This window comes from Mycolicibacterium tokaiense (assembly GCF_010725885.1).
Lineage (GTDB): Bacteria > Actinomycetota > Actinomycetes > Mycobacteriales > Mycobacteriaceae > Mycobacterium > Mycobacterium tokaiense.
The window spans coordinates 3,802,487-3,823,349 of record NZ_AP022600.1; the positions used below are offsets into that span (position 1 = coordinate 3,802,487).

Sequence of the window (20,863 nt, forward strand, 5' to 3'; positions counted from 1 at the left end):
CTTGCTCCTTTCGCGGGGTGGTCGGCTTCATGTGGTTAGCCTTGAATCCTCTCGGCCTCGGCCTGTGCGGCGGCGAGAGCGTCATCGACACTCTTGGTGCCCGCGACGGCCTCGTTCAGTTCGGTGCCGACGGCCTGGATCATCTCCTCGCCACTGGGACCCTGGCTCAGTGGCGCCGAATTGGCCAGCAGCTGTTCCACGGTCCGGTAGTACTCGGCGCCGAACTTGCCTTCCAACACGGCCGGATCCTGCAGCGTGCTCTGCCGGATGGCCGCGCCGCCCTTCTCGACCCGCGCCACGTCGTGGGGCTTGCTGGTGATCCACGAGGTGAACGCCCACGCGGCATCCGATGCTGCGGAGTTGGTGGGGATGGCCCAGCTCCACGAGCCCAGTACCTGCTTGCCGCCGGGGATGGTGGCGAGCTTGATCTTGCCCGCGGCGGGGCCTGATCCCGGTTCGTTGAGCGCGGGCAGCTGCCAGTTGTAGTTGATCATCGACGCCGACTGGTTGGCCGAGACCGAGCGCTGGGCTTCGTCCATGCTCCAGTTCAGGCTGTTGGCCGGGGCGGCGGTGTTGTAGGTGTCGATGTAGGCCTGCAGGGCACGTTTGGCCTCAGGGGTGTTCAGCGTGACCTTGCCGTCGGCGTCATAGATCGACCCGCCGGCCGCAAACAGCCAGTTGCCCCACTCCTCGAAGATCTTGTACCCGCGTTGGGGCTGCATGGCGATGCCGGCACGGTCGGCGGTCTTGAGGGCCTTGCTGGTGGCGACGAGCTCGTCGAGGTTGGTCGGCACCTGCTGGTTGGCCGCTGCGAGATCGTCGGTGTTGTAGAGGTATCCGAGCGCGTAGTTGTAGAACGGGACGGCATACCGGGTCCCGTCGACTTCGGTGATGTCGGTCAGCGGCGTGAAGAAGTCGGCGGCATCGTAATCCGGGGTGCTGTCGATGCGGGCGTCCAGCGGCTGCAGGAAGTTCGCTTGTGCGAAGTCGACCATCCACGGGTTGTCCACCACGATCAGGTCGTAGGTGGGGGAGGAGGATTGGAACGACGAGACCAGCTTGTCGCGCATCTGGTCGTAGGTGAGGGTTTCGATGTTGATCTCGACATCGGGGTAGTCGGCGTTGAAGTCGGCCACCATCGATTGCACGATGTCGGTGTCCGGCACGTTCTCCATCAGGATGCGGACGGTTCCCGAGACGTCCGCCGACACCTCACCGGTGCCGGTGGCCTCGGCTTGTTCGGGTCCGCCGGAACCGGCGCAGGCACTCAGGGTCAGGGCGGCGACGGCTCCCAGCGCCAGGAGCGCGGAGCGGGCGCGCCGCCCACGAGTGGGATTTTGAGCGAATCTCATGTGATTACAGTCCCTTTCGGTTCATCTCAACGGGTGGTGCGGGCGATTGCGTGTGATATCGGGGTCATGGCGGCGCTGAGTTCCTGCCAGGTTGCGTACGCGGCATCGTAGGCGTCGCGCCGGGCGGGATCCGGGACGAAGGGCTTCTCCAAGGCGATGAACCGGTCCGCATCGGACCAGTCGTCGAGTTCGCCGACGCCGATGGCGGCGATCACCGCCGCGCCCAACGACGCACCGGGGTGTCCCCACACCGGCAGCATCTCGTGACCGAGCACATCGGCGTGGATCTGCTTCCACAGCGTGGATTTCGAGCCCCCGTTGGTGATCATCACCCGGGTGAACGGAATGCCGATGTCGCCGAACACATCGACGTGGTGCCGGAACCCGAAGGCGATGGCCTCCAGTACCGAGCGGTACAGGTCGGCCCGGGTGTGCCCCAGGTGCATCCCGGCGAACACACCGCGCAGGTCGGGATCGTGGATGGGGCTCTTCTCCCCGAGAAAATAGGGCAGGCAGAGGATCTCGGCGGGGGCGCGGTCAGCCGCCTCGTCATCGAGGTCGGTCAATGCAGTCCCGCCGATCAGGCTCTGGAACCACCGGATCAGACTGCCACTGGTCGCCATGCATCCGTTGGGCAGCCAGCGGCCCGGCACCGGATGTGCGTCGAGGTAGAGCCGCCGGTCCACCACCTTGGTGTCGCTGGCCACCAGGATGTCGCCTGCACCACCGAGTTTGACCAGTGCATCGCCTGGCTTGTTCACTCCGGCCGCGTAGGCGGACAGTACGTGATCGGCACCGCCGACCACGAGTGCGGTGCCCGGTCGCAGGCCCGTCTCTTCGGCGGCATCGGGGCTGAGTGCGCCGACTCGTGCGCCGGGCCGGTGCACCGGCGCCATGGTGGCGGGGTCCAGGGAGGCGGCCCGGAACACCGCGTCCGCGATATCCCCGTCGACGGTGAACAAGCCGGATTCCAGCGCCCAGTTCTGCTCGACATGCGCGGGAGCGCCGAGGGCGGACAGCGCCCAGTCGTAGGAACCGACCCAGTGCGCCGCGGCCGCGAACACGTCGGGCTCGTGCTCCCGTAGCCAGACCAGCGTCGGCGCCACCGACTGCTGCGTCAGCGCCGACCCGGTCAAGGTCACCAGGTCGACACCGGACAGAGCGTCGGCCAGGGCGGCGACCTCAGCGTGGGCGCGGGCATCGTTCTGGAGAATGGCGTGACGCAACGGCTTTCCCGCACCGTCCACTGGGATCACGGCGGGCACCATGCCGGAGGTGGCCACCGCGGCCACCGCGTCGGGCGAGACCCCGGCGGTGCTCATCACTTCTCTGATGGACTCGATCGTGTTGCGGTACCACTGGGCGGTGTCGGCCTCGGCGAAGCCCGGTGCCGGTGAGTGCAACGCGGTCTCGCGCGTGGCCGTGGCGACGATGCCCGCAGTGGTGTCCAGCAGCACGGTCTTGGTGCCGGTGGTGCCGATGTCGACACCGATCGTGTAGCGCGTCACCGCACCTCTCCCTCTACGCAGATGACGTCCACACCGGCGGCGCGCGCGGCCACCAAGGTGGGATGGTCGGGGGCGCCGTCGGTGACGATGGCCTGCACCTGGGACAACCCGGCGATGCTCACGAAGGTCACGCGACCGAGCTTGCTGCGGTCGGCGGCCACGATCACGCGGTCGGCGCGGCTACTGGCGGCCCGCTTCACCTGGCTCTCGGCCTGGTGATAGTCGGAGATTCCGCGATCGCCGTCGATGCCCGCGACGCCCATGACGTAGGTGTCGCAGTTGTAGTTCGCCAGCGTCTGCTCGGTGCTGGGTCCGATCAGGCTCAGCTCCCCGGTACGCAGCTGACCACCGGTGAGAACCACCGTGGTCTCCGGCTCATCGACCAGTGCCAGCGCCACCAGCACACTCGGGGTGACGACGGTCAGTCCGAGGCCGCGGCCCCGCAGTGAGTGGGCGACTGCCAGTGCGGTGCTCCCGGAGTCGAGGATCACCGTCTCCTTGGGGCTGATCAGGTCGGCGACCACCTCGGCGATGTGGTTTTTCTCTTGCGCGGCATCCGCCATCCGGGTGGCAAAGGACGGTTCGGTGTCTTTACCTTGCATGGCGATTGCGCCACCGACCACCCGCCGCACGACGCCGAGGGACTCGAGCGCCTCGACGTCGCGTCGAATTGTCATCTCGGAGACGTCGAAGGCAAGCGCCAGCTCGGCGTATCCGACCTCGCGGTGCTCACGGACGCGTTGTTCGATCTCGTCCCGACGACGCTTCAGGTCCACCGGCACACCTGCGACTGCTGTGGAAAATTCACAAGCTCTTCTCCAGTCAGTCGGCTTTTAGACCCCGTTTTGAGGTGGTCGTGTGAATATATGACAGACCGTGTGCACTGTCCACACATAGCGAAGTTTTCCGCGAGGAGCGGTGGGGCGGCGACGTCGCGGTGGCGAGCTGCCGGGTCCAGGCTGAGCCGCTGCGAGCAAAGTTTTCACCGTGGGCAGAAAAGTCTCGGGCTTCCCAGAGCCCACTCTCAGTGACGTCTCAGCGACACCAGGCACCTTGTGCTTAACGAGCTGTGCCCTAGGGCGTTTGAGAAAGAGAACAACACGATGAGCAACCCGTCGCAGTATCCCGCGAACCGGCCTGACCCGCGCCAGGATCCGAGTCATTCTGCGGCGCAGTATTATCCGCAGCCGGGCTACGACTGGCGTTACGCGCAGCAGCCGACCGGACCCTACCCCGGTCCCGGCCAGGGCTCGTATCACGCTGGGCATCAACCTGTTTCGTCGGCCGGAAACCGGCGCTCGCGCCGTGCGAAGAAGGGTCGCGGAGCACTGGTGGTGGGTGCGGTGGCCGTCGCCGTGGTGAGCGCAGGCATCGGTGCGGCTGCCGCCGTCACCACCGAGGCGGACCATTCGGCCGCCATGCAGGCCACCATCGCCTCGGCGCCCAGCCAGCCGGTGGCCGCGGACCTGCCGGCCGGCTCTGTCGAGCAGGTTGCGGCGAAGGTCATGCCCAGCGTCGTCAAGATCGAGATGCGCATGGGCCGCGAGGGTGGGGAAGGGTCGGGCATCGTGCTCTCGCAGGACGGCCTGATCCTGACCAACAATCACGTGGTGGCCGGGCTGCCCGCCGAGGCCGGCGCACAGCTGGCCTCCAGCGGCGAGGTGCAGAAGACGGTGACGTTCTCGGACGGTCGCACCGCCCCGTTCACCGTGGTGGGCACGGATCCCGCCGGGGATCTGGCAGTCATTCGGGCGCAAGGGGTCTCGGGTCTGACCCCCATCACCATCGGATCGTCGTCCGACGTCAAGGTGGGGCAGAACGTGGTGGCCATCGGGTCACCCCTGGGCTTGCAGGGCACCGTCACCACCGGCATCGTCAGCGCACTGGACCGGCCGGTGGCCGCCGGCGGCGGAGCCGATCAGCAACTCTCGGTGCTCGACGCCATCCAGACCGACGCCGCCATCAACCCCGGCAACTCCGGAGGTGCGCTGGTCGACATGAACGGTCGGCTGATCGGGGTCAACTCCGCGATCGCCACCATGGGCGGTGGCCAGGGATCTCCGGACGCGCAGAGCGGTTCCATCGGCCTGGGCTTTGCCATCCCCGTCGATCAGGCCAAGCGCATCGCCGATGAGCTGATCTCGACCGGCAAGGCCACGCACGGTTCACTCGGTGTGCAGTTGGGCAACAGCGCCAGCGACAACGGCGCCGCGGTGGCCCAGGTCGAGGCGGGCAGCCCGGCTGCCGCCGCGGGCCTGCCCAGCGGCGCGGTGATCACCAAGCTGGACAATCGGGTGATCGACGGCCCAGAGGCGCTGATCGCGGCGGTGCGGTCCAAGGCACCCGGCGACCAGGTCTCACTGACCTACCTGGACGACTCGGGCAACCCGCAGACCGCGGAGGTCACCCTGGGCCAGGCCTGAGTCCGATCGAGCTCACCGCTGCTCAGCGGTGAGCTTGATCGCGGCCAGCGTCTCGGGGATGCCGCGGTGGGCGGCCTCGGTGCGCACGGCGATCTGGGCGTCGGCCTGATCGCCGTAGCGCTCGGCGAACCCCGCCCGGCCCTTGGGGAGAAACGTCCACTGCTCGGTCAGGCGGGTTCCACCGTCGATGGGCGTCAGGACGAATCCCCAGCGCACCCAACCCTCGTTGACCTCCCAGGCGAATTCCCGCCCGCTGTCGGCCACCACCACCTGGCTACGCGTCTCCCAGGTGCGATCGGGGGTTTCGTTGCGGCCGGTGAACCATGCGCCGACCTGGGGGCCTGCGCCCTCGTCCCACCAGCACGCACGACAGATGGGGCTCCACTGGCCCATCCGGGTGACGTCGGAGACCAGCGCGTAGAGCGCCTCGGGGTCGGAGTCGATGTCGATGGAGGCGGAGTACTCGAATTCGGACACGGCTCCGAGTATTGCAGCGCCGATAGTTGACAGCTGTCGAGTAAACTCGTCACACGGTCGGGGCAAGGGTGCCCGCGGCCACGGCGCGGGAGGTCGATCCATGGCAGTGCACCCGGTACGGCACGTCCCTTTGCCACCTGGTCGGCCCGCGATCGTTCGCGGGGCCGACGGGACCCGGCTCCACACCGAGGTCTTCGGGCCGCCGGACGGATACCCGATCGTCCTGGCGCACGGCATCACCTGCGCCATCAGTGTCTGGCACGAGCAGATCAACGACCTGGCCCGCGACCATCGGGTCATCGCATTCGACCACCGGGGCCATGGCCGCAGTGGGGTGCCGCCGCGCGGGCACTACAGCCTCAATCATTTGGCCTCCGACCTGGATTCGGTCCTCGAGGCCACGCTCGCCCCGGGCGAGCGTGCAGTGATCGCGGGGCATTCGATGGGCGGTGTCGCCATCACGTCGTGGGCCGAGCGCTACCCCCACAAGGTCGCCCAGCGTGCCGACGCGGTGGCGCTCATCAACACCACCACCGGCGAGATCGTCCGTCAGGTCCGGTTCCTGTCCGTGGCACCACGGCTGGCGGGCGGGCGGGTGGCCGTCGGCTCCCGCATCATCCGCACCTTCGGCGGTGTCCCGGCGCTGCGCGCGGCCGCGCGGCCCAGCCGTCGCTTCGTCGCCGCACTGGCGGTCGGGCGTGATGCGGCCCCAGACGTCGCTGATCTGGTGTACGACCTGTACGCCGCCACCCCGCCGGCGGGCCGCGCCGGGTGTGCCCGCGCGTTGGTCGATTCCATCGAGAAGCGGCACATCAGGCTGCACGGCCTCACTGTGCCGACGCTGGTGATCGGCAGTGAACACGACCGGCTGCTGCCGATTGATTCCTCCCGCCGGATCGCCCGGGACCTGCCCAACCTGGCCGGCCTGGTGGAACTGCCCGGTGGCCACTGCGCCATCCTGGAACGCCCGGCCGAGGTCAACGAACAGCTGCGCCGGCTGGTTCAGTCGGCCACGCAGGACACCTCGTCGACCGGATAGCCGCCCGGCGGTGTCACCCCAGGGCCGTGGCCACCTCCCGGGCCGCCCGCAGGCCCGAGCGGACCGCGCCGTCGAGGAAGCCGGTCCAGACGTCGGCAGTCTCGGTGCCGGCCCAGAAGACGGGCCCGACAGGCTCGCGCAGCCAGCGCCCCACCGTCGTCCATGATCCGGGCGGCACCGCTGCGGTGGGGCCGCCCGGCGAGAACGCCTCACTGCCCCAACAGAAATCGACGTAATCCACCGGGTGCCGGGCCGCGTCGCCGAACAGCTCGGCGAAACAGTCCAATGCCTGGGCGCGGCGCCGGGCCGGATCCCACCCGTCGAACTGCCGGGAATCGACGAAGCCGAGCAGGATCCCCGGGCCGTCGGCCGGGCTGACGTCGAAGGTGATGAACACCGGCCCGCCGTCGGACAGGGCCTGGCCGGACTTGCCGTCGGCCCGCCAGAACGGGCTCTCGTAGGCGGCAAAGGCCTTGCTCAACGCGCCCTGTGGCCATACCCGGGCCAATTGGGCGCTGCCGTCGGGAAGTGCGGGGGAGAAGGTGATGTGACCGCGGTGCTGTGGGGGGACGGCGACGACCAGCGCCCGCGCGGTCACGGTGCCGGCCGTCGACACGACGCTGACTCCGGCGTCCCCGTGCTCCACCGCCTCCACGGCGGCGCTCAGCTGCACCCGGTCACCCAGCTGGGCAGCCATCCGCACCGCGATCTGGTGGGTTCCCGTCGCGAAGTGATCCTGCTGTGCGCCGTCGCGCACGTCCAGCATCCGGTCCAGACCGCCGGCTGCCTTGACGTAGCGCAGTGCGTGCAGCAGCGACACGTCCGCCGGCTCACAACCCCAGGTCACCCTCGACATGATCGCCAGCAGATCCCTGGTCCCCGCGGTGGCCCGCACCGCGTGCAACCAGTCCGCCAGCGACTGGTCGTCGAGTGCCCGCGCCCGCGGCGCCGCCCACGGTCGAGCCACCGGCACCGAGCGCGCCAGTCGGCCGAACTGCCACTGGATCCGGGCGATGTCGGCCAGACTGACCGGCGAGAGCGACGGAATGGTGCCGGAATACGTCCGCACCCGGCCCCGCCACCGGATCAGGTTGGCTCCGCTGTTGTGGGTTGGTGTTGTCGGACAATCCAGTTCGGCGGCCAGGGCCAGTACGGCGTCCTGGGTGGGGCCGACGAACGCCGCCCCCAGGTCCACCGGCACCCCGGCCACCGATCCGGGCGCGGTTCGGCCTCCCACCCGGTCGCGGCCCTCCAGCACCAGCACCTGGAGCCCGGCCCGGACCAGCTCCCGGGCGGCGGTCAAGCCCGCGAACCCGGCACCCACCACCACGACGTCGACACGATCACGCACGGATACCAGTGAAGCAGCATAAGCTGCTGACGTGAAGATCCAGACGGCATTGTTCGGACCCACGAATGCCATCGCCCGCGCCCACGAACTCAAAGATGCCGGAGCCACCGGCGTTTTCACATTTGAAGGACCCAACGACGTCTTCGCCCCACTGACCCTGGCGTCGACCGTGGACGGGCTGGATCTGATGACCAATGTGGCGATTGCATTTCCGCGCAATCCGATTCACCTGGCCCATCAGGCCAATGACCACCAGCTGATGAGCCAGGGCCGCTTCACCCTCGGGCTGGGTACCCAGATCCGCACGCAGATCGAGAAGCGCTTCGGCGCTGACTTCGACCGGCCGGTGGCCAGGATGGTCGAGCTGATCGCTGCGCTGCGGGCCATCTTCGAGGCCTGGAACACCGGCGAACGGTTGCGGTTCGAGGGCGACTTCTATCGCCACACGCTGATGACGCCGAACTTCAGCCCCGGCCCCAATCCGTTTGGGCCGCCGCCGATCTACGTCGGCGCGCTGGGTCCGCGGCTGACCCGGGCCACCGCCGAGCATGCCGACGGCCTGCTGGTGATGCCGTTCGGGTCGGCGAAGTTCCTGCACGAGTCCACCATGCCCGCGGTGCGCGACGGCCTGGCCGCGGCCGGGCGCAGCGGGGCCGACTTCGCCGTGGTGCCCGAGATCATCGTCTCCGCCGGCGAGGACCACACTGCGACCCGACGGCTGCTGGCGTTCTACGGGTCCACCCCGGCTTACAAGCCGGTGCTCGACATCCACGGCTGGGGAGATCTGCAGCCGCAACTGCACGCATTGTCCAAGCAGGGCCGCTGGCAGGATATGGGCGCGCTGATCGATGACGAGGTGCTGCACACCATCGCCGCCTGCGGCACGCCGGCCGAGATCGCCGAGCACATCCGCAAACGTGTTGCCGGCGTGGCGGATACGGTGTGCCTGTATCAGCCGGGCCCGATCCCCGTAGAGGCCCTGGCCGCCATCGTCGACCACCTGTGATGTGCTCTAGGGGGCGACGGTCAGCCAATCGCTGAAGCCGGAGGGGTCGTGGCGGCCCAGCGCGCCGTGCTCGAACAGGCCCCAGCCTTCGCGCTGGGAACCACCGTCGTGACAGACCGCGCGGCCCACATGGTCGATGACGCCGAACCCGGCGCGGCCGACGATGGCGGGATCGGTCATGTCGTAGGTCAGGCGCTCGGTGAAGTCCGCGCCCTTCCACACTCCGTGGATCCAGTCGGAGTCGCCGCCGTAGCCGCCCCCGACGTGAATCGGCACGGCCAGCTTGGATTCCACCTCGAAGCGCACTGCCGAACCGTCGCCGGCGGTGGCATCGATGGTGGCGCCGGTGGGAATGCGGGTGCCCGAGCGGTAGTGGATCTTCACCCGCGGCCAGCCCAGTTGCTCCACCCGGCCGTCCTTCCAGATGCGGGTGCAGTCGTTGAGGGAGCGGAAGCCGCTGGGCTCCTCCTGGATGATGAGCACGATGGCGAAGTCGTCGAACGCCATGGGCACGTAGAGCCACCACATGCCCTCGAACGGCGGGTCCGCGGGCCGGCCGGCCGGTTCCGGTTCGCCGATGGGGCGGATGCCCCAGGAGCGGTCCCTGGTGCCGATCCAGCGGGCCGGGTCGACGGCGATGTCCGCACCGTCGACGGTGATGGTGCCGCTCCAGGCGCCCACCTGGGCGAACCGCTGGGCGTCCAGCGTCACGCGGGAGCCCGCCCGCAGGATGTGGCGTTGTTCCTGCACCGCGTCGAACAGGCCGTCCCAGGTGAGATCTGCGGCCACGCCCTCGGTGTCATCGAGGATGATGCGCAGCTTGTGCAGCGGCTCGTCGACCTCCACCCGGTAGTTGCCGACGTGCTGGTGGAGCCGGTCGGCGTCGATGGCATCTGAGAGGTGCACGGCGGTCTGGGTGTCACCGCGCCGCACCAGGAAGAACGCGTCCTTCACACCGAGGTTGGGGTAGTAGCCGATGCCGGTGATGACGAAGATGTCACCGCTGCGGTCGTGGGCGTTGAAATACGAGCGGTCATAGAAGTTGCGGTCGCTGGACCCCGGCCAGGCAATCGGCTGGGGCAGTTGGTGAACCGGGAACTCATCCATCGGGCCGAGCATCAGTTGTCTTCTCCGATCAGCCGTTTCAGCAACGATGCGTGGTAGAACAGCGATTCCACGTCGTCGGGTTTCTCGATCTCGCCGAATCGCACCCGGCGCGCCCCCGTGCGCATGAACACACAGGCCCATACCACCGCGGAGTAGGTGTAGAACCACTGCAGGTCACCCAGCTCGATGCCGGTGAGGTTGCGGTAGGTGCTGCGCACGTCGTCCTCGCGCATCACCTCCGGCAGCCCCGGCAGGCCTGCCAATCCGCACAGCTCCTGGAAGACCATGTGCGCGAAGATCATCCAAGCGGCGTCGAGCTCGCGGGGCCCGATGCAGGCCATCTCCCAGTCCAGCACCGCCACCGGTGCGAAGTCGCGGTAGAGCACGTTGCCGATGCGGGAATCACCCCAGACCAGCACGGGCTCGGCGGCCGCCACCTCGTCGGGGAAGTTGTGATCGAGCCAGGCCAGTGCGCGCTCGACCAATGGGGAGTTGCCGATGTCCGGTACCGCGAAGTCGTACCATTCCTTGAGCCAGCCGAAATGGCGGCGCAGCGCGGTGTCACCCGGTGGGTCGGCCTGTGCGAGGAAGTCGAATGTGTTGCTGGCGTCAGGAATTGAATGCAACTGGGCGATGACTGCGACCGTGGCGTCCTGGAGCGCTCGCTGTTGTTCGGGCGCGGCGTCGAAGAACCAGTTGCCGCCGAAGGTGTAGGGCATCACGTCGGGTGGCACGATGCCGTCCACGTGATCCATCAGGAAAAACGGGGTGCCCAGCACCGACCCGGTGTCTTCGAGCCACCGCACGGTGGGCACCGGGACGTCGGTCAGTTCGCCGGCCAGCCGCATCACCTCGAACTGGTGATCCAGCCGGTAGGAGGAGAACACCGGGACGTCGGCCTGCGTGGGCGCCACCCGGGCCACCCACTTCTGTTCCACGTCGGCGCCGTCGTGGTGCCAGCGGCCGGTGAGCACGATGGTCTCGGAGGACATTCCGTTGGAGTCGATCCCACTCTCGACGGTGACGTCCGGGGTGACGGCGCCGGGCAGCACCGTGGAGAGCCACTGCGCGAGCACCGTGGGCAAGGTGGTGACGTCCCGGCTGGAACGCTGCAGACGGCCGACATCTTCGACGGCCGGTTCTGTGGCCATGGATCCTCCGCGTTGGTAATACGATACGGTGGGTAGCGTTATGAAAGCAGACCCGTACCCCGAAGACAAGCCTCCGGGTGCCGGACGTCCCCGCGACCCTCGCATTGACGCTGCCATACTCGCGGCCGCGGCGGACCTGCTTGTCGAAATCGGTTATGCCAACATCACGATGGCCGCCATCGCGGAGCGGGCCGGCACCACCAAGACGGCGCTCTACCGCCGCTGGTCCAGCAAGGCCGAGATCGTGCACGAGGCAGCCTTTCCCGCTGCTCCCACCGCGCTGCGCATGCCGGCGGGCGACATCGCCGCCGACATCCACGCCATGATCGGTGCCACCCGCGATGTCTTCGTCTCACCGGTGGTGCGCGCGGCGTTACCCGGGCTGATCGCCGACATGGCCACCGACGCCGAACTGAGCGCACGGGTGATGGCCCGCTTCGGTGATGTCTTCGGCGTCATCCGCCGGCGCCTGTCGGACGCCGTGGAACGCGGCGAGGTCCACCCGGATATCGATCCCGACCGACTGGTCGAGGTGATCGGCGGCAGCACCTTGATCCGCCTGCTGCTCAACCCGGCCGGCGACCTCGATGACACCTGGGTGGCGCAGACCGCGGCCATCGTGGTGCACGGTGTGAAGAAGGAGTGACGGGTGGACATGGGCAGACTCGACGGTGAGGTCGCCATCGTGACGGGCGCCAGTCGTGGACTGGGCCGGGCCACGGCGCTGGCGCTGGCCGCCGAGGGGGCGGCGGTGGCCGTCGTGGCGCGCACCGAGCAGGTGTGGGACGACCGACTGCCCGGAACCATCGGCGAGACGGTGCACCAGATCGAGGCGGCGGGCGGTCGCGCGGTCGCCATCCGAGCCGACCTGCTGGACCGTGACGACATTCCCCGGTTGGTCGAGCACGCCCGCTCGGCGTTGGGGCCCATCACGGTGCTGGTGAACAACGCCGCCTTCACCGCGCCCGGGCGCCCCGGCGGCGCGCCAAGACGAACCGCTGTCAGAGCGGCTGCACCGCGACCGGATTGGCCCCCGTTTGTGGGAACACCGCTGCCGGCCTTTCGCCGGCACTTCGAGATCGCGGTGTTCGCCCCCTATGAACTGATGCAACTGACGGCCCCCGGCATGATCGAGGCGGGTCACGGCGCGATCATCAACATCAGCTCGGTGGCATCGCGCATCCCCGGCTCCGGTCCCTACAACGACGTCTCCGGTGGGATCCTGCCCGGCTACGGCGGCTCCAAGGCGGCGCTGGAACACCTGACCTCCTCGGCGGCCTACGAACTGGCCCGTCACAACATCTCGGTCAATGCCCTGTCGCCGTCACTGCCGATGATGACGCCCGGATTGTCCTATTACCGCACCGATTTCGACGAGACCGGCTCCGAGGACGAATTCGCCGAAGCGGTGGTGCGGCTGGCGCTGGTGGAGCCTGCCCAGGTGACCGGCCGCACCATCGGGCACCGAGAGGTGCTCGACGGGAGCTATCTGCCGTTCCGGTCGTGATGTGTAGGGGACACCAACTCCTCGCTGAGTTGCCACAGCCGCCGTGCGGACTCCGGATCAATGGCGTGCGGCGCGACCTCGGCGGGAATCGCCTGGTCCGGGCTGAAGGTCATCGGCACATCGCCGGCCACCACAGGTGAGATGTCGTTGTCCATCAGGTACACGCCGCCGATTCCGGCCAGCAGCGGACTGGTGGCGGCGAACACGATGGTGGCTGCCCCCTGTGCCGCGGTCTTGCGCCCGGTCTCGGGCCGGATGATGGCGTGGCCGGCCGCGTCGATGAGGCCCATCGTGCGCAACTGCTCGGGTCCGCCGGCGGCGTTCAAGGCGGTGCCCACCACCACGCCTGGATGCACGGCATAGCCGCGGATGCCGTCGGTGCGATAACGACGATCGAGCTCGACGGTGAACAACACGTTGGCGACCTTCGACTGCGCATAAGCAACGTCCGGGTTGTAACCGTTCTCGAAATGCAGGTCTTCCCAACGAATGTGACCGAAACGCTGGGCCCCGGAAGACACGGTGACCACCCGCGCACCTCGTGCGGCACGCAGCACGGGGAGCAGGCCGAGTGTCAACTGGAAGTGGCCGAGGTGATTGGTGGCGAATTGCGCCTCGAAGCCGCGTGCGTCTCGCTGCACTGCGGCGGGGGCCGGCAACCCGGCATTGTTGATCAGGATGTGTAACGGGCGGCCGGTTTCCCGCCAGCCGGCGGTGAACCGGTCAATGGACAGTGGATCCATCAAGTCCAGTCGGCGAATGTCGACGTTGAGCCCGGAAAGCGCCTGCGCGGCCCGATCGGGGTTGCGAGCCGCGACCGTCACCGCGGCACCGGCTCCGGCGAGCGCACGGGTGGTCTCGGCACCCAGTCCCGAATGGCCGCCTGTGACAACGGCATTGACGCCGGTGAGCTCGACTCCGGCCAGGATGTCTGCGGTGGTGGACGCGGCTGTGAAGCCTGAGCCCAGCGGATGTTGGTGGTGGGAGGTCATAGACGGCAATCTGGGAGAAGCGGAACAGTGCTCCGTCTCACTATATGGAGCGACGCTCCGTTTGGTCAAGGGCTCGGTATCTGTTGCTTGTTCCTGGCGGCCACCTCGTCCTTGCGTCCGGCCAACCCGCTGATGTCGGGGCGGGCGGTTGAGTGTCAGGACTCGTACCGCACCGTCACCGGCCGTCAACACCAGGGTCATGACTGGGCACTCTGGCCACTGCGCCCGCCGCCAATCTCCGGTCACTAATCTCATGGCCATGGTGAGTTTTTCCGTGGTCGAGGCCGGCATCGCCGACCTGCGCGCAGCGCTGCAGGAGGGTGAGGTCACCAGTGTGGCGCTGGTCGAGGCCTACCTGGCCCGCATCGACGCCTACGACCGCAACGGCCCGCTGTTGAACGCCATCGTGGAGCTGAACTCCGCGGCCCTCGACGAGGCCGCGGGAGCGGACCGGCGCCGGGCCCGCGGGGAGAGCCTGGGCCCGCTGGACGGCATCCCGTACACCGCCAAGGACAGTTACCTGGTGCGGGGGATGACCGCGGCTGCGGGTTCACACGCTTTCGCGACCCTGATCGCCCAGCGTGATGCGTTCGCCGTGGAGCGCTTGCGCGCCGGCGGCGCCATCCTGTTGGGGCTGACCAACATGCCGCCGATGGCCAACGGCGGTATGCAGCGCGGGCTCTACGGCCGCGCGGAAAGTCCTTACAACGCCGACTACCTCACCGCGGCGTTCGGCTCCGGGTCGTCCAACGGTTCGGGCACCGCCACCGCCGCCAGCTTCGCAGCGTTCGGCCTCGGCGAAGAGACCTGGTCCAGTGGTCGGGCTCCGGCGACCAACAACGCACTGTGCGCGTATACGCCGTCTCGCGGTGTCATCTCGGTGCGCGGGAACTGGCCGCTGGTGCCGACCATGGACGTGGTGGTACCGCACACCAGAACGATGGCCGACATGTTCGAGGTCCTCGACGTCATCGTCGCCGACGACAGCGACCCCCGCGGCGATCTGTGGCGCGCGCAGCCCTGGGTGAGCATTCCGCGGGCCTCACAGGTGCGCCCCGAGTCCTACGTCGCTCTGCGCCATCGTGCTTCACTGTCCGGCAAGCGGTTCGGCGTTCCGCGCATGTACGTCAACGCCGACCCCGACGCCGGCGGCGCGGGGATCGGCGGTGCCACCGGCCAGCCGATCCACACCCGGGAGTCGGTGATGGCGCTCTACCGCGCCGCCGAAGCCGACCTGCGCGCCGCCGGAGCCGAAGTGGTGCTGGTCGACTTTCCTGTGGTGACGAATTACGAAGGCGACCGGCCCGGGGCGCCGACCATCCGGACCAGGGGACTGGTCAGTGCCGAGTTCCTGGACCAGGAGATCCGCGAGCTTTCGGCATGGTTCTGGGACGACTTCCTGCGCGCCAACAACGATCCCGCACTCAACCGGCTCGCGGATGTCGACGGCAGCCGGATCTGGGTGCACCCGGAAGGCGCACTGCCGGACCGGGTGGACGGGTTCGACGACGACATCAACGACTATCCCGCCGTCGTGGCTGCCCACCACGTCGAGACCTTCCTGGACATCCCGCACCTGGAGAGCGGTCTGCGCGGTCTGGAACAGACGCGGATGACCGATCTCGAACAGTGGATGGACGAGCTCGGGCTCGACGCGGTGGTGTTCCCTGCCGTCGCGGATGTCGGCCCGGCGGACATGGACGTCAACCCCGCCTCGGCCGATCTCGGCTGGCGCAACGGGGTGTGGGTGGCCAACGGCAACCTGGTGCCGCGTCATCTCGGCATCCCCACCGTCACGGTGCCGATGGGGACGATGGCCGACATCGGCATGCCCGTCGGATTGACCTTCGCCGGACGCGCGTATGACGACACCGCATTGCTGCGTTTCGCGGCGGCGTTCGAAGCCACCGGCGCGCGGCGCACCGTCCCTCCGCGTACCCCGGAGCTAGACGAACAGGGCTGAGCCGGTGGCGAAGTCCAGCAACGGTTGGGGCAGCGCACCGAGGGCGAAGGTGACGGCGGCGGCCACGGTCACGGTGGCGACAGTGAGCGAGCTGGGGTTCACCACCTCCGGAGCGTCGGAGGGTGGATCGGTGAAGAACATCAGCACGATCACGCGCACGTAGAAGTAGGCCGCGATGGCGCTGGCGATCACACCGACGATCACCAGTGGAATGGCCCCGCCCTCACCGGCGGCCTTGAAGACCGCGAACTTGCTGACGAAACCACTGGTCAGCGGTATGCCGGCGAACGCCAGCAGGAACAGTGAGAACACTACGCCCACCAGTGGATAACGGCGACCCAACCCGGCCCACTGCGCCAGGCCGGTGGCCTCCTCCCCGTCCGGGGACCGCACCAGGCTCACCACCGCGAACGCGCCCAGCGTCGAGAACCCGTACGCGAACAGGTAGAACAGCGTGCCGGACAGGCCGTTGTCGTTGAGTGCGATGACGCCGGTGAGGATGAACCCGGCGTGGGCCACGGCCGAATACGCGAGCATACGTTTGACATCGGTCTGGGTGACGGCGGTGATGGTGCCCACCACCATGGTCAGGATGGCGATGGCCCACATCATGGGCCGCCAGTCGTCGCGCAGTTCGGGCAGCGCGACGTAGAAGATCCGCAGCATCGCGCCGAACGCCGCCACCTTGGTGGCCGCCGCCATGAATGCGGTGACGGAGGTGGGTGCTCCCTGGTAGACGTCGGGGATCCACGAATGGAACGGCACGGCACCCACTTTGAACAACACCCCGACAGCAAGCAGCCCGATGCCGATCAGCACGATGGCGGGCCCGCCGGTTCCGGTGTCGGTGGCGACTGCGTCGGCGATGCCCGACAGCGAGAACGTGCCACTGTAGCCGTACATGAGCGCGACGCCGTAGAGGAAGAACGCCGACGAGAACGCGCCCAGCAGAAAGTATTTCAGCGCGGCTTCCTGGGAGAGCAGGCGCTGCCGGCGAGCCAGCCCGCACAGCAGGTACAGCGGCAGGGACAGCACCTCGAGGGCGATGAACATGGTCAGCAGGTCCTCGGCGGCGGGGAACAGCAGCATGCCGCCGATGGCGAACATCGTCAGCGGGAAGACCTCGGTCTGCACCACCCCCGCCTTGACTGCCACCTTCTCCGCCACACTGCCTGCGATGGCCGATGCCTGAGGGGTGAACCCATCCAAACCCGTTGTCTCGCCGCCACTGCCGGTCACGATGCGGCGCTCGGCCATCAGCAGCACGCCGAGGATGGCGATCAGCAGCACGGTGCCCTGCAGGAACAGCGTCACCGGGTCGACGGCCACTGCGCCCATGACGGCCAGTTGACCCGGCGTGCCGTGCAGGTCACGCGCCAGCACCACCACGGCGACGAAGGCTGCGGCCAGCGCGCCCAGGGACAGCACCACCTGGCTGCGGTACCGCGCACCGCGGGGCAGGAACGCCTCCACCAGCACGCCGGCCACGGCGGCGCCGAAGACGATCAGCATGGGCAGGATCAACGAGTATTCGACGCTGGGTGCGTTCACGGCACCGTCCCTTCCGCGATCGCGGGATCCTGTTGATCGATGGTGGTCAACGTGTGTTCCACCGCGGGGTTGATGATGTCCAGCGCCGGTTTGGGATACACGCCCAGCACCAGCAGCAGGGCGATCAGCGGTGCGACCACGGCGATCTCGCGTGGCACCAGATCACGCACCCCCTTGCTGTCCACCGTGACGGGTCCGGTCATCATGCGCTGATACAGCCACAGGATGTAGACCGCGGAGAGCACCAGGGCCGCCGAGGCGAGCACCGCGAACACCGGGTAGCGGGTGAACGTGCCGATGAGGACCAGGAACTCGCTGATGAACGGTGCCAGACCAGGCAGGGAGAGGGTGGCCAGACCGGCGACCAGGAAGGTGCCCGCCAGCACCGGCGCCACCTTCTGTACGCCCCCGTAGGAGGCGATGAGCCTGCTACCGCGGCGCGAGACCAGGAACCCGGCGATCAGGAACAGTGCGGCGGTGGAGATGCCGTGATTGACCATGTAGAGCGTCGACCCGGACTGACCCTGACTGGTCATCACGAAGATGCCGAGGATGATGAAGCCGAAATGACTGATCGAGGTGTAGGCGATGAGCCGCATGACGTCGGTCTGCCCGATGGCGACAATGGCGCCGTAGACGATGCCGATGACTGCCAGCGTGATGACAAACGGACGGAACAGCGTCGACGGCTCCGGGAAGAGCTGCAGGCAGTAGCGCAGCATGCCGAAGGTGCCCACTTTGTCGACGATGGCCATCATCAGCACGGCGGTGGCCGGGGTGGATTCCACCGCTGCGTCGGGCAGCCATCGGTGGAACGGCCACAGCGGCGCCTTGATCGCGAACGCGAACATGAACCCGAGGAAGAGTGCGTTGAGGATGGCCGGGTCCACCGCCAACTCACCCGAGGACACCGCGGCGACGATGGCGCGGAAGTCGAAGGTGCCGCCGTCGAAGGCAGTGCTGTTGGCGGTCACCACATACAGCCCCACCACGGCGGCCAGCATCACCAGGCCACCGAAGAGGTTGTACAGCAGGAACTTCACCGCCGCCTTGCCGCGGCCCGCGCCCCCGAAACCGCCGATGAGGAAGTACATCGGAATGAGCATGGCCTCGAAGAAGACGTAGAACAGCAGCACGTCCAGCGCCACCAGGGAGATGAGCACCATGCCTTCGACGGCCAGGGTCAGGGCCACGTAGCTGTGCGCCGATCGCCCCGACAGTGCCGTCTGGTCCTGGGTGTCGTTCCACCCGGCCAGCAACAGCAGCGGTACCAGCACCGCCGTCAGCACCACCAACGCCAACGCAATCCCGTCGACACCCAGGATGTACCCGGTGCCGAACGACGGGATCCACGGGTGGTCCTCGACGAACTGGTACTGCGCGCCGGCCGGGTCGAACCCGACTGCCAGCACCAGCGCCACGGCGAGCACCGCCAGCGCCACCGCCACACCCAGGTACTTGGCCAGCTGCCGGGCCGCGGCAGGCAGCAGGATGATCAGCACGGCCCCCACCATGGGGACGGCCCACAGCACGGTCAACCAGGGGATGTTCATCACCACACCCTCACCACCAGCACGGCGCCCACCACCAGGGCGGCGCCCGCGAGCATGGACAGCGCATAGGACCGGGCAAAACCGGTCTGGACGGTGCGCATCCGCCGCGACGCCGCCCCGATCAGCGCGGCCAGTCCGTCGGCCGCCCCGTCGACCCCCTTGTCGTCCACGGACACCAGATCGTGGGTGAGGCGTTGGCCGGGTCGCATGAACGCCGCCTCGTTGAACGCGTCGCCGTAGAGGTCCCGGCGGGCGGCGACCGTCAGCGCCGACACGTCCTGCGGCGCGGTCTCCGGCACCGGACGCGTGGCGTAGCTGCGGTAGGCCACTCCGATGCCGGCGGCGACGACAGCCAAGGTGATGGTGGTCATGGCCCAGACGGGGATGACGTGGTGGGTTTCGTGGGTGCCGACGACCGGTTCGAGGAAGGTTGACAGGGTGCCGCCGATGGCCAGTGCGGCGCCGGCTCCGACGGATCCCAGGGCGAGGATGATCATGGGTGCGGTCATCAGGGCGGGGGATTCATGCGGGTGGGTGTCGGGATTCCAGCGTTTCTCGCCGAAGAATGTCAGGAGCATGACCCGGGTCATGTAGAAGGCGGTGATGCCGGCGCCCAGCAGGGTCGCCCCGCCCAACAGTGCGCCTGTGAGTCCGCCTGCGGCGAAGGCGATCTCGATGATGGCGTCCTTGGAGAAGAAGCCGGCCAGTGGCGGCACACCGATGATGGCCAGGTACCCCAGGCCGAAGGTCGCGAAGGTGACCGGCAGGTACCGGCGCAACCCGCCGTAGCGGCGCATGTCGGTCTCGTCGCCCATGGCGTGCATCACCGAGCCGGCGCCCAGGAACAACCCGGCTTTGAAGAACCCGTGGGTGAGCAGGTGCATGATCGCGATGGCATAGCCGGCCGGGCCCAGACCCGCGGCCAGCACCATGTACCCGATCTGCGACATCGTCGATGCCGCCAGCGCCTTCTTGATGTCGTCTTTGGCGCAGCCGATGATCGCGCCGAACACCAGGGTGATCGCGCCGATGGTCACCACCGCGCCCTGGGCGATCGGGGCGGCGTCGTAGATCGGGCCGCAGCGCACGATCAGGTAGACCCCGGCGGTCACCATGGTGGCGGCGTGGATGAGCGCCGAGACCGGGGTGGGGCCCTCCATCGCGTCACCGAGCCACGACTGCAACGGGAACTGGGCCGACTTCCCGCAGGCCGCCAACAGCAGCAGCAGCCCGATGGCGGTGACCGTGCCGCCCGAGAGGGCCGGTACCGCGTCGAAGACTCCGGCGTAGGACAGGGTGCCGGCATCGGCCCACATCACCATCAGCGCCACCGCCAGGCCGATGTCGCCGACGCGGTTGACCACGAAGGCCTTCTTGGCTGCGGTCGCTGCCGACGGTTTGTGCGACCAGAACCCGATCAGCAGATACGAGGCCAGGCCCACCCCTTCCCAGCCCATGTACAGGCCCAGGAAGTTGTCGGCGAGCACCAGCAGCAGCATGGCGGCGACGAACAGGTTGAGGTAGGCGAAAAATCGCCGGCGGTCGGGGTCGTCGGCCATGTAGCCGACGGAGTAGATGTGGATGAGCAGGCCGACCCCGGTGATCAGCAGCACGAAACACACACTGAGCGCGTCGAGTTGCAGGCCGAAGTCCAGCTGCAGCTGGGCCACCGGCACCCAGGAGAACAGCACCTGGTGGATCACCCGGTCCTGCGGCGCCCGGCCCAGCAGCGTGACGAACTGCGCCACCGCCGTGCCGAACGCGGCGGCCATGGTGGCACATCCCAGCAGGTGCCCCCACGCGTCGGTGGCGCGCCCGCCGAGCAGCAGCACCGCAGCGCCGGCCAGCGGCGCCACGATCAACCACAGCAGGTCCATCGGTGC

General features: G+C 68.2%; 17 protein-coding genes. 6 read left to right on the forward strand and 11 right to left on the reverse strand.

Annotated features, from left to right (window positions below):
- Positions 1–35 precede the first annotated feature (35 nt).
- From G6N58_RS18490 to G6N58_RS18500, 3 genes are read right to left on the reverse strand one after another with little or no spacing between them, the layout of a single operon-like run.
- Entirely contained in the window at positions 36–1,352 is a 1,317-nt protein-coding gene (locus G6N58_RS18490; protein ID WP_115277732.1) for an ABC transporter substrate-binding protein, read from the reverse strand.
- A 26-nt stretch (positions 1,353–1,378) separates the two neighbouring features.
- On the reverse strand, positions 1,379–2,860 hold the full coding sequence (locus G6N58_RS18495) for an FGGY-family carbohydrate kinase (RefSeq protein ID WP_115277731.1): 1,482 nt from the start codon (positions 2,858–2,860) through the stop codon (positions 1,379–1,381).
- Positions 2,857–3,630 carry a DeoR/GlpR family DNA-binding transcription regulator gene (locus tag G6N58_RS18500; RefSeq protein WP_115281424.1) on the reverse strand — a complete coding sequence of 258 codons (774 nt, stop codon included), beginning with the start codon at positions 3,628–3,630 and terminating at the stop codon, positions 2,857–2,859. Before G6N58_RS18500 ends, G6N58_RS18495 begins: the two co-directional genes overlap by 4 nt.
- 333 nt (positions 3,631–3,963) lie before the next feature.
- On the opposite strand from G6N58_RS18500, the gene G6N58_RS18505 reads away from it, so the two are divergent.
- On the forward strand, positions 3,964–5,283 hold the full coding sequence (locus tag G6N58_RS18505) for a S1C family serine protease (RefSeq protein ID WP_115277730.1): 1,320 nt from the start codon (positions 3,964–3,966) through the stop codon (positions 5,281–5,283).
- A 12-nt stretch (positions 5,284–5,295) separates the two neighbouring features.
- On the opposite strand, the gene G6N58_RS18510 is transcribed toward G6N58_RS18505, so the two are convergent.
- Positions 5,296–5,760, reverse strand: a complete 465-nt coding sequence (locus tag G6N58_RS18510) for an SRPBCC family protein (protein ID WP_232067926.1) — start codon at positions 5,758–5,760, stop codon at positions 5,296–5,298.
- Between the two features lie 100 nt (positions 5,761–5,860).
- On the opposite strand from G6N58_RS18510, the gene G6N58_RS18515 reads away from it, so the two are divergent.
- A complete protein-coding gene (locus G6N58_RS18515; protein WP_115277728.1) occupies positions 5,861–6,799 on the forward strand; it encodes an alpha/beta fold hydrolase in 939 nt (312 codons plus the stop codon).
- A gap of 13 nt (positions 6,800–6,812) precedes the next feature.
- Here the strand turns inward: G6N58_RS18515 and G6N58_RS18520 are convergent, their stop codons facing one another.
- Positions 6,813–8,159 carry a flavin monoamine oxidase family protein gene (locus G6N58_RS18520; RefSeq protein ID WP_232068113.1) on the reverse strand — a complete coding sequence of 449 codons (1,347 nt, stop codon included), beginning with the start codon at positions 8,157–8,159 and terminating at the stop codon, positions 6,813–6,815.
- Between the two features lie 22 nt (positions 8,160–8,181).
- Here G6N58_RS18520 and G6N58_RS18525 point away from each other — a divergent pair, with 22 nt between their 5' ends.
- On the forward strand, positions 8,182–9,156 hold the full coding sequence (locus G6N58_RS18525) for a TIGR03617 family F420-dependent LLM class oxidoreductase (RefSeq protein ID WP_115277726.1): 975 nt from the start codon (positions 8,182–8,184) through the stop codon (positions 9,154–9,156).
- A gap of 6 nt (positions 9,157–9,162) precedes the next feature.
- On the opposite strand, the gene G6N58_RS18530 is transcribed toward G6N58_RS18525, so the two are convergent.
- A complete protein-coding gene (locus G6N58_RS18530) occupies positions 9,163–10,275 on the reverse strand; it encodes an Rv3169 family protein (RefSeq protein ID WP_115277725.1) in 1,113 nt (370 codons plus the stop codon).
- A complete protein-coding gene (locus G6N58_RS18535; RefSeq protein ID WP_115277724.1) occupies positions 10,275–11,414 on the reverse strand; it encodes a phosphotransferase family protein in 1,140 nt (379 codons plus the stop codon). The genes G6N58_RS18530 and G6N58_RS18535 overlap by 1 nt, the downstream gene beginning before the upstream one ends.
- Before the next feature lie 40 nt (positions 11,415–11,454).
- Here G6N58_RS18535 and G6N58_RS18540 point away from each other — a divergent pair, with 40 nt between their 5' ends.
- Together G6N58_RS18540 and G6N58_RS18545 are read left to right on the forward strand one after the other, a co-directional pair.
- A complete protein-coding gene (locus G6N58_RS18540; protein WP_068916027.1) occupies positions 11,455–12,060 on the forward strand; it encodes a TetR/AcrR family transcriptional regulator in 606 nt (201 codons plus the stop codon).
- Between the two features lie 9 nt (positions 12,061–12,069).
- Complete coding sequence (locus tag G6N58_RS18545) at positions 12,070–12,921, forward strand: SDR family NAD(P)-dependent oxidoreductase (protein ID WP_115281423.1); 852 nt, start codon at positions 12,070–12,072, stop codon at positions 12,919–12,921.
- Here the strand turns inward: G6N58_RS18545 and G6N58_RS18550 are convergent.
- Positions 12,900–13,913, reverse strand: coding sequence for an SDR family NAD(P)-dependent oxidoreductase (locus G6N58_RS18550; RefSeq protein WP_172544962.1), 1,014 nt, complete (start codon positions 13,911–13,913; stop codon positions 12,900–12,902). The two genes, G6N58_RS18545 and G6N58_RS18550, sit on opposite strands and share 22 nt — an antisense overlap.
- Before the next feature lie 259 nt (positions 13,914–14,172).
- Here G6N58_RS18550 and G6N58_RS18555 point away from each other — a divergent pair, with 259 nt between their 5' ends.
- Positions 14,173–15,876, forward strand: a complete 1,704-nt coding sequence (locus G6N58_RS18555; protein ID WP_115281422.1) for an amidase — start codon at positions 14,173–14,175, stop codon at positions 15,874–15,876.
- Here G6N58_RS18555 and nuoN read toward each other — a convergent pair.
- Genes nuoN through nuoL form a run of 3 tightly spaced genes read right to left on the reverse strand, consistent with a single transcriptional unit; the run spans position 15,859 to position 20,857 of the window.
- Positions 15,859–17,427 (reverse strand): NADH-quinone oxidoreductase subunit NuoN, encoded by a 1,569-nt coding sequence (nuoN, locus tag G6N58_RS18560; RefSeq protein ID WP_163908247.1) that lies wholly within the window; start codon positions 17,425–17,427, stop codon positions 15,859–15,861. The two genes, G6N58_RS18555 and nuoN, sit on opposite strands and share 18 nt — an antisense overlap.
- Positions 17,424–18,980: an NADH-quinone oxidoreductase subunit M gene (locus tag G6N58_RS18565; protein WP_276016333.1), complete on the reverse strand. Its 1,557-nt coding sequence runs from the start codon at positions 18,978–18,980 to the stop codon at positions 17,424–17,426. The genes nuoN and G6N58_RS18565 overlap by 4 nt, the downstream gene beginning before the upstream one ends.
- A complete protein-coding gene (gene nuoL / locus G6N58_RS18570; protein ID WP_115277721.1) occupies positions 18,980–20,857 on the reverse strand; it encodes an NADH-quinone oxidoreductase subunit L in 1,878 nt (625 codons plus the stop codon). Before nuoL ends, G6N58_RS18565 begins: the two co-directional genes overlap by 1 nt.
- Between the last annotated feature and the right edge of the window lie 6 nt (positions 20,858–20,863).

Excerpts from the sequence above, each read along its gene's own strand:
- G6N58_RS18540 (WP_068916027.1), top strand. The coding sequence starts at position 11,455 with ATGAAAGCAGACCCGTACCCCGAAGACAAGCCTCCGGGTGCCGGACGT.
- G6N58_RS18505 (WP_115277730.1), top strand. The coding sequence starts at position 3,964 with ATGAGCAACCCGTCGCAGTATCCCGCGAACCGGCCTGACCCGCGCCAG.
- nuoL (WP_115277721.1), bottom strand. The coding sequence starts at position 20,857 with ATGGACCTGCTGTGGTTGATCGTGGCGCCGCTGGCCGGCGCTGCGGTG.
- G6N58_RS18515 (WP_115277728.1), top strand. The coding sequence starts at position 5,861 with ATGGCAGTGCACCCGGTACGGCACGTCCCTTTGCCACCTGGTCGGCCC.
- G6N58_RS18550 (WP_172544962.1), bottom strand. The coding sequence starts at position 13,913 with ATGACCTCCCACCACCAACATCCGCTGGGCTCAGGCTTCACAGCCGCG.
- G6N58_RS18535 (WP_115277724.1), bottom strand. The coding sequence starts at position 11,414 with ATGGCCACAGAACCGGCCGTCGAAGATGTCGGCCGTCTGCAGCGTTCC.
- G6N58_RS18490 (WP_115277732.1), bottom strand. The coding sequence starts at position 1,352 with ATGAGATTCGCTCAAAATCCCACTCGTGGGCGGCGCGCCCGCTCCGCG.
- G6N58_RS18545 (WP_115281423.1), top strand. The coding sequence starts at position 12,070 with ATGGGCAGACTCGACGGTGAGGTCGCCATCGTGACGGGCGCCAGTCGT.
- G6N58_RS18530 (WP_115277725.1), bottom strand. The coding sequence starts at position 10,275 with ATGCTCGGCCCGATGGATGAGTTCCCGGTTCACCAACTGCCCCAGCCG.
- G6N58_RS18555 (WP_115281422.1), top strand. The coding sequence starts at position 14,173 with ATGGTGAGTTTTTCCGTGGTCGAGGCCGGCATCGCCGACCTGCGCGCA.
- G6N58_RS18565 (WP_276016333.1), bottom strand. The coding sequence starts at position 18,980 with ATGAACATCCCCTGGTTGACCGTGCTGTGGGCCGTCCCCATGGTGGGG.